Source organism: Paenibacillus sp. FSL F4-0097 (genome assembly GCF_038593125.1).
GTDB lineage: Bacteria > Bacillota > Bacilli > Paenibacillales > Paenibacillaceae > Paenibacillus_AQ > Paenibacillus_AQ odorifer.
Map to the genome: position 1 here is coordinate 3,285,468 of NZ_CP151965.1, position 13,138 is coordinate 3,298,605.

The window sequence follows — 13,138 nt, forward strand, 5'->3', positions numbered from 1 at the left end:
TCTTTATAAAAAACAAGGGCCTGAGAAATCAGGCCTATATTTGATTGGCGTGATGTTGATAGATTCCATATTTAGGGTAGTTTGGCGATATTGGTATCACATATCTTTTCCGTAGAATTACATCTTATAGCTTGAACTGTTCTTTCTCTATAATGAAAGTGTCTCACATTGAAAGGAGGATCGGTTGTTATTTAATGTGCTCTGAGATGAATTTGAATGTAAACGCTATCATTTGAGCACTCAGATAGGGTGACACGTTAGTGATAATCTACATTAAGAGGAGGATTATAATGCGCAACAAGTATGTCGTATGGTCGCTTGTAGTAACCCTGTTGATTTCAAGTTTATACCTGGCAGCGGGTCCGTTCACATTTGTTAGTGCCTCTGGTGGCGCGAATTTGACGCTGGGCAAAACTGTAACGGCTAGCGGTCAATCACAAACGTACAGTCCAAACAATGTGAAAGACAGCAATCAAGAGACGTATTGGGAAAGCAGCAATAATGCATTTCCGCAATGGATCCAAGTTGATCTCGGTACAGAGACAAGTATTGACCAAATCGTATTGAAGCTGCCAACGGGCTGGGAGACGCGTACGCAAACACTCGCCGTTCAAGGCAGCACAAATGGATCTACATTCACTGACATTGTTGGTTCAGCTGATTATGTGTTCAATCCTTCAGCAGGAGGGAACACCGTTAAGATTGATTTTTCAGCAACCAGCACTCGTTATGTACGCCTGAATGTAACAGGCAATACGGGTTGGCCGGCAGCGCAAGTATCTGAATTCGAAATTTATGGAGCTAGCACACCAACACCGACGCCAACAGCCACACCGACAGCCACACCAAGTCCAACAGCCACACCAACGCCAACTGTCACACCAACGCCAACAGCCATACCGACAGCAACGCCAACGGCTACGCCTGTTGCGGGCAGTAATATCGCGGTTGGCAAATCGATTACCGCATCCTCTAATACGCAATCATTTGTGGCAGCAAATGCTAATGACAACAACACCAACACATACTGGGAAGGTGGCAGTAATCCTAGTTCATTGATACTTGACCTGGGGTCAAACTACAATGTTTCCTCAATCGTTCTAAAGTTAAATCCAACCGCTGCATGGGGAGCACGTACCCAAACGATTCAAGTGCTCGGTCACAATCAAAACACAACGACATTTGGGAATCTGGTGTCAGCACAATCGTATTCGTTTAATCCAGCTTCAGGAAATACAGTAACCATTCCTGTTACCGCAACTGTCAAACGTCTACAGCTTAATATTACTGCCAACTCGGGTGCTCCAGCTGGACAGATCGCCGAATTTGAAGTGTACGGTACTCCAGCTCCGAATCCGGATTTGGTGATTGCTGGCATGTCCTGGTCACCAACGAATCCGGTTGAGTCTAATGCGATTACGCTGAATGCAATCGTAAAGAATATCGGCAATGCCAACTCATCAGCTACTACTGTTAATTTCTATTTGAATAATGAGCTTGTAGGCTCAGCTCCGGTAGGTGTACTAGCAACTGGAGCATCGACAACAGCATCGATGACACTTACCGCAGGAGTTAAGCCTGCCGCAACGTATTCAGTTAGTGCCAAAGTTGATGAAGACAACCTAGTTATCGAACAAAATGAAGCGAATAACAGCTACACGAACCCAGCCTCACTTATTATCGCTCCAGTGTCCAGCTCTGACTTAGTGGGAACTGTTACATGGACGCCAAGTAATCCTGTTGCTAATAACAATGTAACGTTCAATGTAAATCTTAAGAATCAAGGAACCATCACCACTGCAAGTGGTTCACATGGTCTAAGCGTTGTTCTTAAAAACTCTGCGGGTTCCACTATTCAAACCTTTAATGGATCTTATAACGGTGCCTTAGCAGCGGGGGCATCAGTTAATGTTGCGATTCCAGGGACTTGGACAGCGATTAATGGTAACTACACAGTCACCACTACTGTTGAAGTGGATGCTACTGAGATAGCTGCCAAGCAAGCGAATAATGTAAGTGTTTCTAATCTCGTTGTCTATGCTGCGCGTGGTGCAAGCATGCCGTATAGTCGATATGATACCGAGGATGCTACTCTCGGGGGTGGCGCGACATTGAAATCGGCGCCAACCTTTGATCAAGCATTAATCGCTTCTGAAGCTTCTGGCCAGCGTTATATAGCTCTTCCTTCGAATGGTTCGAACTTAGAGTGGACGGTCAGACAGGGTCAAGGCGGCGCAGGTGTAACGATGAGATTTACAATGCCTGACTCTGCAGATGGGATGGGATTGAATGGTTCACTGGATGTGTATGTGAATGGAGCGAAAGTAAAAACAGTTTCCTTAACCTCATACTACAGCTGGCAGTATTTCTCAGGTGATATGCCTGGCGATACACCTAGTGCAGGACGTCCACTATTCCGTTTTGATGAAGTTCACTGGAAGATGGATACACCCCTCCAACCTGGGGACAAGATTCGAATCCAGAAGAACAATGGAGATAGCTTGGAATATGGTGTGGATTTCATTGAAATTGAATCTGTTCCAACAGCAATTGCCCGCCCAGCTAACTCCGTATCTGTAACAGATTACGGTGCTGTGGCAAACGACGGACAAGATGATCTGGCAGCTTTTAAAGCTACTGTAAATGCAGCCGTGGCAAGCGGAAAGTCTATTTATATTCCAGCAGGAACCTTTAATCTTAGCAGTATGTGGGAGATTGGTTCTGCTAGTAATATGATCAATAACCTCACTATTACTGGTGCTGGTCTCTGGCACACCAATATTCAGTTCACCAATCCTAATGCTGCGGGCGGTGGTATTTCACTCCGTATTTCAGGTAGGCTAGATTTCAGTAATGTATATATGAATTCTAATTTGCGCTCACGTTATGGGCAAAATGCAATTTACAAAGGTTTTATGGATAACTTTGGAACCAACTCTATTATCCATGATGTCTGGGTAGAGCATTTTGAATGCGGAATGTGGGTAGGCGACTACGCTCATACACCTGCGATTTATGCTAACGGGCTGGTAGTTGAAAACAGTCGGATTCGGAACAATCTTGCAGACGGCATCAACTTCTCGCAAGGTACTAGCAATTCAATTGTACGCAATAGCAGTGTGCGAAATAATGGTGACGATGGTCTTGCAGTATGGACCAGTAACACAAATGGTGCACCTGCTGGTGTGAATAATACCTTCTCGTATAACACCATTGAGAATAACTGGCGTGCGGCAGCGATTGCTTTCTTTGGAGGAAGTGGTCATAAGGCTGATCATAACTATATCATTGATACAGTTGGTGGTTCCGGCATACGTATGAATACCGTTTTTCCAGGTTATCATTTCCAGAATAATACGGGTGTAGTTTTCTCAGATACAACCATTATTAACAGTGGCACGAGTAAAGATCTTTATGGGGGTGAACGTGGCGCAATTGATCTTGAAGCATCAAATGATGCTATCAAGAACGTTACATTTAACAACATAGACATCATTAATACCCAGCGTGATGCGATTCAATTTGGATATGGTGGTGGATTCGAGAACATCGTGTTCAACAACATCAATATTAACGGTACAGGACTTGATGGAATAACAACTTCACGGTTCTCAGGTCCACATAAAGGTGCAGCTATTTACACCTATACAGGCAATGGTGCGGCAACCTTTAATAACCTGACAACTTCCAACATTGCTTATCCGAATCTGAATTATATTCAGAGCGGTTTTAATCTAACGATTCATTAATTTTATGTACGAGGTTAAGGGAGAAGCTCTTAGGAGCTTTTCCCTTTTTAGCTTGTAACGAGCTGGATATCTCTAATTTGCCAGAAGGATAATGACTACATGAACAAGAAATTAATATATGGGGAATTTAAACTATTAAATTTTTGAAATTCTTTTGCAGATGTGTTGATTTCATCATCTTATGTTCGTCATAGCAGATGCGTCGGATCTCAAAGGACCTCCTGATTTTGTTAAACAACTTACTGCGCTTATTCAGGCAAACCATTTAATTACTTAAAGGGAGAGATGAAAAATGAATCAGGAAGTAATCGATTTTATTGAAGCGCTAAAAGAATCATGGCAGGTGGAGTTGTCCACCTCACTACGTGAGGTTGTTCATCAGGCTATACCGGATGTGCAGGAACGTATTCAGTATAAGAAACCTCATTTTTTGAAAAATGGAAAATACGCTGCGGCCATCTCGACATCAAAAGACGCAGTCAGCTTTGTAATCTTTAATACAACCGAGCTAACGCTTCCAGAGGGAGCATTTGAGGGACCACCTGAAAGGAAAACCTTAAAGCTTCGAAAAGGAGACACATTTGATTCTGCACAGTTGGTCTCTTTAGTTGCTCAAGCTTCAGCTTCTCTTTGATCCATACTTATATTAAAAGGACGATATCTCAAAGTCATTTGACTTCATGGGATATCGTCCTTTTTTGATGATTATACAGTTTTAGTTACTAGTTGTAGTGCTGAGATAATGAATCTGCTCTTCCAGGATGGTACTTGCTTTGCCTAAAAATGTTGTTATCAACTCAAGCTCCTGCTCAGTAAAGGAAGACGCCAGTTTAACCATCTTAGTGTGCAAAGGAAGGTAGGCATTTCCAACCTCGTTATTCTCATATAAAGGGACAATGATCACCTTACGACGGTCATTTGGGTCATGTTCTCTGCGAACAAAGCCGTTTTTTTCAAGTCGATCAACTAATGTGGTAATGCTGCCTGTAGTAAGTCCAGTTAATTTGGATAGCTCGCCGGCGGTGATAGGACCTTTTTCCTGAAGGATATCTATAGATAGAAAATCGTTATTGTATAACCCCAAAGAAGTTGCTACTTTTTGCTGATACAAAACCGTTCGGCTGCCTAGGCCCCGCATGCGTAAAGTTAAGTCTTCCTGCTGAATTGTAACTTGATTGTGTCGATCTCTTGACAAAAGAGGACCCTCCTTTTAAAATGTTTATATCTTGATAGTCAAGATAATTAATAAACAAGATGCTTGATGAACATCTAATTAATTGTCTTGATTTTATCGAATTATTCACTAATTTGCAAAGGGTATAACATCACGTGGTTTGGAATGAAGCCTGTGCACAATCCTTTAACAATTAGAGCAGAACTAAACATTTGGGAAAAGTGGAGGAGAAAAAGGAGCATGGAAAAGAAAAATAAAGTTGGGGTTATTATAGTAGCTCTATTGTTGGCCACCCTTATGGCATCAATGGATAATACTATACTTGCAACCGCAATGGGAACCATTGTAGGTGACCTTGGCGGTTTTGACAAATTGATGTGGGTTACGTCCGCTTATATGATAGCTGAGATGGCGGGTATGCCGATTTTCGGTAAATTATCGGATATGTATGGACGTAAGCGATTTTTTATTTTCGGTATTATTGTCTTTATGATTGGTTCAGCTTTATGTGGTACGGCAAATTCTATTGTCCAGCTTAGTATTTATCGGGCGATTCAGGGTATTGGTGGAGGGGCACTCGTTCCTATCGCATTCACGATTATGTTCGATGTAGTGGCCCCGGAGAAACGGGGGAAAATCGGTGGGTTATTCGGTGCTGCCTATGGTATTTCCAGTATTTTCGGTCCCCTTATTGGCGCTTATATAGCGGATTATATTCATTGGTCTTGGGTCTTTTATATCAATTTACCCATTGGTGTTATTGCATTCTTTATGATCGCTTTCTTCTACAAAGAATCTGTTGAGCATTCCAAAGAGAAAATTGATTATCTTGGGGCTTTTACACTAGTAGCTTCAATTCTTTGTCTCATGTTTGCGATTGAGCTCGGGGGTAAGAAATACGCTTGGGACTCGCCAATGATTCTGGGATTGTTTATGGCTTTTGTTGTGTTTTTAATTGGTTTTATTGTTATCGAACGTCGTGCAGAAGAGCCTATCATTACCTTTGGCATGTTCAAGAATCGTCTCTATTCTACGAGTAATGTTATGGCGATATTTAGCGGAGCGGCATTTATTACAGCCTCGGTGTACATTCCAATTTATATTCAAGGGGTTCTTGGCGGGTCTGCCACAAATTCGGGGCTTGTTCTACTTCCGATGATGATTGGTTCTGTTATCACTGCTGCTGGCGGAGGATTCTTGCTCTCTAAATTTAATTATCGCACGATCATGATTTCTACGTTAGTACTCCTTGTTGCAGGTATTGCTCTGCTTACCACACTAACACCAGACTCCTCCCGGTTTATGGTCACTATTTTTATGTTTCTGGTGGGTCTTGGCATAGGTTCATCATTTTCTGTTCTAAGCAATGCAGCGATTCATGGATTTACAGCAAGACAACGGGGTTCTGCAAGTTCGACACTTAGCTTCACACGGGAGCTGGGAATGACACTTGGTATTACGGTATTTGGTATTATTCAAAGTCACATTTTTTCGAATAAATTAACTTCCATGTTCAGTAAAGGAGGCGCGGCACCAGAAGGTGTTAATCTAAGTGATCCAAGTACAATTTTGACTCCCGACACACGGGCCAAAATTCCCTCTGAGGTTCTTGATAAAATCACCGAAGGATTATCTTCTTCTCTTGTTCATACCTTTGCTTGGGCGATTATTCCATCAGTTATAGCTCTAATGGCAGCATTTGTGATGAGCAGGGAGAAGTTTGATCCTGCTTCTGAGCTGGAAGAATTTACGGCATCGCATTAAGGAAATAAAAGATAAAATAAAAGCCTAAGTCCTTTGTTAATAAAGGCTTGGGCTTTTTTGATAAGAAGCTCGGCGATCCTATTTCTCTGAAATGCTATATCGAGAATGTAAATGCCAGATAAGCTCTCTACGGCTGCTGACACCTGCTTTAGCGAAAATGGATTTTAAATGATCCTGAACCGTGTAAGCAGAAATATGTAACTCAGCAGCCAATTCTTTAGTAGATAATCCACGAATTACTCCTTCAAGTAAATGCTGTTCCCGTTTCGTCAGATCATACGCTTCTGCAATGATAGGAAGCATATCTGCTGGACGTGCAGGCTCGAATGAAATAGCGATTTGCGTCTGACCGTCGTATGCATGAAGCCGGCTAGCCCGGATCACTAGATAAGGTCCTTCTGACATCCGGATACAGGACTTAGCCATCCCCGAAGATTCAGAGGGACTATTGATTGCTTGTGTGCTCACCGCCCGAATTGGACGTGGCAGGATATGGTGATCAATTTTTTCTAATGAACGAAGTTTCTCTAACCAGCGGTCTGCTGTAGGATTGGAGGAGAGGAGCACTAGTTGATCAGAAAGGACAGCAATTCCGGAACCGTAATCTTCTTCCAGCCAAGTCTGATTTCTCTCAGGCAACTCAAGACTGAAAGCCCGCATTCTTGCGGCAATCTCAGGAAGCATTAAGGCTATCCACTCACAATCCTCCCGCGAAAATACAGGCTGACCCGACTTTCTGTAAAGTGTCAGATACCCCCAACACGCATCTCCATGAACAAGTACAGCGCGTAATTCATCCTCAAATCCTGCCGGAGATAGTACCTTTTGATAGCGAGCACTCAAATCTGGCTGCCCTTCGGTTGCTTCATATAAAGTAGCTACGTGCATTTTACTATGAACCATTTGCTCATAGGGATTAATATCGTCTTCACCGTATTCGATCTGGAACAAGTGATGGTGAATGGATTCCACGTTATCTTCTGTAACTGCACCTGTCGAGAGTAGTGTACGTGGATCAACATGGGTACAGCAGGCAGCATCAAAGGGTACAGCATCGCGTAAAATCGACAGTAATGAAGTACGGTAGCTATGTGAAGAATCAGAAACAGCACCTAACCTTATGATTTGTTGTTTAATATGATTAAGTTGTCTTATGGTTTTCATAGGTCAGCCCTCTAGTCATGGAGTATAAAAACAGGTATCCCACATTTATGGGATAGTGAATGTAAACCATATCCGTATAATTGAGAATGGTTCTTAATTATTTCTATTATATAGGATGCGGTGATAAAATGCAGAGAAAAGAAGATATTGTAGTCGTCGGCGGATATGGCCATGTAGGGCGTACCATTTGTGAAATCTTAGAGAAAAAATATCCTGGAAAAGTATATGCTGCAGGGCGAAGCCTTGTAAAAGCAAAGCAATTCAGTCAAACAACTGATGGGAAAATTAAGCCGATGCAGGTGGATATTAATAAACCTTTACCTACTGATAAGTTAGAACGAGTGAAATTAATCATTATGTGCTTAGATCAAACGGATACGGATTTTATAAGAGCTGTGTTTCGAAGCGGTATTCATTATGTGGATGTATCTGCGAACGGTTTGTTTTTGAATGAAATTGAGAAATTCAAGAGAGAGGCTGAAGACAATGGGTCAAGTGCTGTCTTAAGTGTAGGACTTGCTCCCGGCATCACTAATCTCCTGGCCCTTGAAGCAGAGCGGCAGATGGATCAGATCGAGGAGATAGAAATTGCCATTATGCTCGGATTAGGTGATTCTCATGGCAAAGCGGCGCTAGAATGGACAGTCGACAGTTTAGCAGCTAAGTTCGAAGTGAAGCAGGATAATCAACAGGTTGAGGTGGAGAGCTTTACAGACAGAAGGTTGTATCATTTTGGTGATGAGATGGGTAACCGATATGCTTACCGTTTTCCATTCTCAGATCAACAGACACTGAGCAGAACACTGAAATCATCGTCTATCTCTACACGATTTTGTCTTGATTCAGCTGTAGTTACTAAAATACTGGCAATAACGAAAAGAACTGGAGCCGTTCGCTTACTGCAAATAGGCTGGCTGAAGAATTCAATTGTTCGTGTTATGGGGCGGCTGCATTTGGGGGATGATGGGTTCGCTATTAAGGTTGAGGCACGTGGAAGAAATTCAGAAGGTAAATTACTTCATGCGGATTTTTTATTACAAGGAAAGAATCAATCTATCATTACGGCAAAAGTAACAGCGGCAGTAGCAAAACATCTATATGATTCACCACCCCCAGGCGGAGTTTACCATATTGAGCAGATGACTGATATGACGTATATACAGAAGGAATTAGGATCAGCCATTTCTCTCAAGACTGCGGTAAACTAGTATAATATTAATCATATAGAAAGGGGCGTCTTAGAATGAATAGAAAAGATTGGGAGCTGTTGAACGGTCATAAAGCGGGCGTGTTTTGGTTCACAGGATTATCAGGTTCAGGAAAAAGTACACTAGCACAACAAGCTGAAAAAGAATTGTTTAAGCAAGGCATCCGATGTGCTGTGATCGACGGCGACCAGCTAAGAAAAGGTTTGAATATTGATTTAGGCTTTTCAGAAGAGGATCGTAAAGAAAATATGCGGCGCGCAGCCGAAGTAGCATCTATGTTTTTGGATCTAGGCTTTATAGTGCTTGTCCCGATGATTTCACCTTCTTCAGCTGCAAGAGAAGCGATTAGATATCGTTTTCAGTCTGGCGAGTTTGCAGAGATTTATGTGCAATGTTCATTAGAAACCTGCGAACAACGTGATCCTAAAGGGCTGTATAAGAAAGCTAGAAAAGGTGAAATTCGTGAGTTTACAGGTATTGATGCTATTTATGAAGCCCCTGAACTTGCCGAATTGACAGTTAACACAGAGATTTACGATATGGAGAGCAGTGTGAATCTGCTAGTTGATTTTGTTACACATAATTACGCTAAAAAGATATAGAGGGAAGTTAACAGAAGCCTGCTCAAGTAGGGCTTCTTTTTTTTGCATTCTCAAATGGAATTTTATCGCATAAAAGGGATCAAGGTGCTACAATATGAATGAACATAAATAAATTCATTCATATTTATCGGGATTATTCAAAATATGCGATATATGGAGGAGTCCAAATGAAAAAAGTTACTGCATTTATTGGGAATCAGCAAAAGCATGCGACCTTCGAAGCGGTTTGTGAATTTGGTAATAATTTAAAGGCATATGGTGATATTGAATTTGAGTATATTTTTTTAAAAGATTATCGGCTTGAATATTGCCGGGGCTGTAAGCTGTGTTTCAATAAAGGTGAGGAATATTGTCCTTTAAAGGATGAACGCGATGTATTGATGGAGAAAATGATTCATTCTGACGGGGTTATTTTCGCTACCCCTAATTATGCATTTCATGTATCGGCACCGATGAAGAACCTCTTGGATCGGCTTGCCTTTGTATTTCATAGACCTCGTTTCTTCGGAAAAACCTTCACGGCTATTGTCAATCAGGGGATCTTTGGAGGCAACAAAATTGAAAAATATCTTAGTAATATGGGCGAGAATTTCGGATTTCAAGTCACAAAAGGCTGTGTCTTGACTACTTTGGAACCAAGAACAGAAGTTGCGCAGAAAAAAATGACGAGAAAAATTAAGAAAGCCTCCGAAAGATTCTATAAGGACCTCATGTCACCTAAGACTCCGGTTCCTTCATTTTTCAGGTTAATGCTGTTTCGAATGTCACGTACAAGTATAAAAACAATGCTTGATGATCATTCCAGGGATTACCGGTATTACAAAGAACAAGGCTGGTTTGAGTCTGGTTATTATTATCCTGTTTCATTGGGTCCTATAAAAAGGACAGCGGGTCTGATCTTTGACTTTATTGGGAAACGTATGGCGAAGAATTCGTAACCATAAAGACACTTCCCCGTATAAGATATGAACATGACCGACAATTAACCAAAAGAGAAGTTGAGGTAATCCACCTATGAATGTAAATTTAACCGATCATGCCGATTCAGCCTATTCGCTAGCCGAGCAGAGGGCGGCTCAGTATTTTGTTTCACTGCATATGCAGTTCAAAGAAAAAACGTATGTATCTACTCTGACTGAAGATATTCAATTATGGAAAAAACATCATATTCATCGCCGCTCATGGTTGTCCTTTTTCTCTAGAGGGAAGAGGAAACCTGATTCTCAGGATTATCATAAGTATATAGGGTGGCTGAATCTTTCCGGTAAATTGGATGATTATTTAGATCGCAGCGTTTCCTATTTATATATGAGAGATCTGGGCAAAGCCTTGGATTCTCCTGACACACAAAACAGGATTAAGCGAATGGTTGCTGACATTAGATCTCAATTGATCCCAGACGGTTCAACAATGATAAGAGAACAATCGGAATTTATGAGCTTGGCAGGAGTATATCGCTGGGCGCAAAAAGAAGGCGTCGAGACCGCCACCATCTGGGTGATCGACAAGCTAAAGAACGTATCAACCCATATTCCGCAGGAAATGAATGCCGAACAAGCGCAGCGTAAGTTAATTAAGATCATTATCGGGGTCATTCTGCATGTAATGGAGGAAATGGGGGAGAGTACCCCACCTTTGGAACGTTCTAAGAAGCTTAGTGAAGCCATTAGACTTGGTTATTCTTATGGGCTGACTTACCCTTTTATTGATGATCTTCTCGATTCCAGTGTCTTAACGCTTCAAGAAAAAGAGCAATATTCCCTCATGATACGCGACGCTATCCTTACTAGATCTGTGCCTGAGCTTGGAGAATGGACCGGAGAGAACATGGAATTCATTCGATACGTACATTCGGAGCTTAGTGAAGCTTTCCAATATATTAAAAGCTATCAACGTCCAGAAATGCAGAACATATTTTTCGAGCAATCCTTTGTGTTTTTTCAATCTCAGGAGCTGGACCGTGTTAAGGAACTTTCCAACGCTAAATACACCAATGAAGAGCTTTATATCCCCATTATCTTAAAATCCTCTTCTTCCCGTTTAATTGTCCGATCCGTTATTAGTGCTCCTACAGATGATGGATTTGATCAACGTACTTTTTATTATGGTCTTTACAATCAACTGGCTGATGATTTTGCGGATATGTTTGACGATATGAAAGAGGGAGCGGTAACGCCGTATACCTATTTTCTGAAATACCGTGATCAACGTTCAGATTTGATAAACCCTTTTGAATTATACTGGACCGTCATCTCTCATCTAATCCATACCGTATATCACTCCGATGCCAAAACCCGTGAAGTGATTCTAGATCGAGCAATTAACGGTTTGAAGCGTTGTAAAGAACGTGTGGGTACTGAAAAGTATAAAGAGATTATGGAGATCTTTGCTTGGGGTCAACCCGAATTTAATCGTCTCGTGCAGCAAATGGTGTTAAAAGCTGATGATGTGGATTTTTTTGACAAACTACTAAGAGATCAACTGCTTACGAATTTAAAAAACAACAAGCAGGAAAAGGTGGATTTTCACAATACGATTCAAAAGGTTCGTGGTGAAATCAACAATCAATTGCCGATTAATAAACCTGTTGGGACACCAGCTATGAAAGAAATGTTAATTGATGCAGCCAATTATAGTTTAGAGGGTGATGGCAAGCGAATACGACCTATCCTGACTTGGGTTATGGGTGTGAACGAATACGGATTAGACAGCGCAGCAATTGTGCCGCTTTTGAGGTCTTTGGAATATATGCATACTGCATCCTTAATTTTCGATGATCTGCCCTCTCAGGATAATGCCCCCACTCGAAGAGGCCGTTCAACTCTACATGAGGTGTATAATAGCGCTACGGCGGAATTGACAGGACTCTTTCTAATTCAGAAGTCGATTGAGGAACAGGCATCCCTTCATACATTCGATGCTAAATCCGTAATTGCTTTAATGCAATATTCAGCTCAAAAGGCGGAAGATACCTGCATGGGGCAAGCGATGGATTTGAATTCTAAAGGAAAAGCATTGACGCTAGAGCAATTAAATATGATTTGTTTCTATAAGACGGGCATTGCGTTCGAAGCTTCACTAGTTATGCCAGCGATTCTTGCACAGGTTAAGGAGACAGAAATAGAAGCTTTGAAGAAATTCGCTTATCATGCGGGGATTGCTTTTCAGATTAAAGATGATTTACTCGACTTGGAAGGGGATTTACAATTACTAGGTAAGCCGACAGGGCAGGATGTTGAGAATAACAATGCAACGTTTGTATCCATTCTGGGTTCAGAAGGTGCTAGAAAAGAGATGTGGGAGCACTATTGTCTTGCCATGGAGGCGTTAAAAGAGATCCCCCGCAATATCAATTTTTTAAAACATCTATTGAATTATATGGTTAATCGTGATCGATAAATATGAAAATGGAGTGTTGGCATCTTTGCCAGCACTTTTTTATGAAAAAAATCAATCGTTTTTACGTTCAGCTCCGTC

The 13,138-nt window shown here is 41.6% G+C and carries 9 protein-coding genes; 7 read left to right on the plus strand and 2 right to left on the minus strand.

Annotation, left to right across the window (positions count from 1 at the left end; genetic code table 11):
- Window positions 1-290 precede the first annotated feature (290 nt).
- On the plus strand, window positions 291-3,749 hold the full coding sequence (locus MHH86_RS14880) for a discoidin domain-containing protein (protein ID WP_342479762.1): 3,459 nt from the start codon (window positions 291-293) through the stop codon (window positions 3,747-3,749).
- Between the two features lie 292 nt (window positions 3,750-4,041).
- Window positions 4,042-4,383 (plus strand): DUF1801 domain-containing protein, encoded by a 342-nt coding sequence (locus tag MHH86_RS14885; RefSeq protein WP_036677965.1) that lies wholly within the window; start codon window positions 4,042-4,044, stop codon window positions 4,381-4,383.
- Between the two features lie 81 nt (window positions 4,384-4,464).
- On the opposite strand, the gene MHH86_RS14890 is transcribed toward MHH86_RS14885, so the two are convergent.
- Window positions 4,465-4,887, minus strand: coding sequence for a MarR family transcriptional regulator (locus MHH86_RS14890; RefSeq protein WP_169744822.1), 423 nt, complete (start codon window positions 4,885-4,887; stop codon window positions 4,465-4,467).
- 276 nt (window positions 4,888-5,163) lie between these two features.
- Between MHH86_RS14890 and MHH86_RS14895 the strand changes: the two genes are divergently transcribed.
- A complete protein-coding gene (locus MHH86_RS14895) occupies window positions 5,164-6,687 on the plus strand; it encodes an MDR family MFS transporter (protein WP_076099282.1) in 1,524 nt (507 codons plus the stop codon).
- A 78-nt stretch (window positions 6,688-6,765) separates the two neighbouring features.
- On the opposite strand, the gene MHH86_RS14900 is transcribed toward MHH86_RS14895, so the two are convergent.
- Complete coding sequence (locus tag MHH86_RS14900; protein ID WP_076099281.1) at window positions 6,766-7,851, minus strand: helix-turn-helix transcriptional regulator; 1,086 nt, start codon at window positions 7,849-7,851, stop codon at window positions 6,766-6,768.
- Window positions 7,852-7,979: 128 nt separating this feature from the next.
- Here MHH86_RS14900 and MHH86_RS14905 point away from each other — a divergent pair, with 128 nt between their 5' ends.
- The 4 genes from MHH86_RS14905 (at window position 7,980) to MHH86_RS14920 (ending at window position 13,060) form a co-directional block, all read left to right on the plus strand.
- Window positions 7,980-9,059, plus strand: coding sequence for a saccharopine dehydrogenase NADP-binding domain-containing protein (locus MHH86_RS14905; RefSeq protein ID WP_342479763.1), 1,080 nt, complete (start codon window positions 7,980-7,982; stop codon window positions 9,057-9,059).
- Between the two features lie 35 nt (window positions 9,060-9,094).
- The gene (gene cysC / locus MHH86_RS14910; RefSeq protein WP_076134916.1) at window positions 9,095-9,661 is read left to right on the plus strand and encodes an adenylyl-sulfate kinase; all 567 of its coding nucleotides are present in this window, start codon (window positions 9,095-9,097) and stop codon (window positions 9,659-9,661) included.
- A gap of 167 nt (window positions 9,662-9,828) precedes the next feature.
- The gene (locus tag MHH86_RS14915) at window positions 9,829-10,599 is read left to right on the plus strand and encodes a flavodoxin family protein (protein ID WP_342479764.1); all 771 of its coding nucleotides are present in this window, start codon (window positions 9,829-9,831) and stop codon (window positions 10,597-10,599) included.
- A gap of 76 nt (window positions 10,600-10,675) precedes the next feature.
- A complete protein-coding gene (locus tag MHH86_RS14920; protein ID WP_342479765.1) occupies window positions 10,676-13,060 on the plus strand; it encodes a polyprenyl synthetase family protein in 2,385 nt (794 codons plus the stop codon).
- The last annotated feature ends 78 nt before the right edge of the window (window positions 13,061-13,138 follow it).

What these genes read in the sequence shown, in the direction of transcription:
- MHH86_RS14880 (WP_342479762.1), top strand. Translation starts at nt 291, where the DNA reads ATGCGCAACAAGTATGTCGTATGGTCGCTTGTAGTAACCCTGTTGATT.
- MHH86_RS14885 (WP_036677965.1), top strand. Translation starts at nt 4,042, where the DNA reads ATGAATCAGGAAGTAATCGATTTTATTGAAGCGCTAAAAGAATCATGG.
- MHH86_RS14890 (WP_169744822.1), bottom strand. Translation starts at nt 4,887, where the DNA reads ATGCGGGGCCTAGGCAGCCGAACGGTTTTGTATCAGCAAAAAGTAGCA.
- MHH86_RS14895 (WP_076099282.1), top strand. Translation starts at nt 5,164, where the DNA reads ATGGAAAAGAAAAATAAAGTTGGGGTTATTATAGTAGCTCTATTGTTG.
- MHH86_RS14900 (WP_076099281.1), bottom strand. Translation starts at nt 7,851, where the DNA reads ATGAAAACCATAAGACAACTTAATCATATTAAACAACAAATCATAAGG.
- MHH86_RS14905 (WP_342479763.1), top strand. Translation starts at nt 7,980, where the DNA reads ATGCAGAGAAAAGAAGATATTGTAGTCGTCGGCGGATATGGCCATGTA.
- cysC (WP_076134916.1), top strand. Translation starts at nt 9,095, where the DNA reads ATGAATAGAAAAGATTGGGAGCTGTTGAACGGTCATAAAGCGGGCGTG.
- MHH86_RS14915 (WP_342479764.1), top strand. Translation starts at nt 9,829, where the DNA reads ATGAAAAAAGTTACTGCATTTATTGGGAATCAGCAAAAGCATGCGACC.
- MHH86_RS14920 (WP_342479765.1), top strand. Translation starts at nt 10,676, where the DNA reads ATGAATGTAAATTTAACCGATCATGCCGATTCAGCCTATTCGCTAGCC.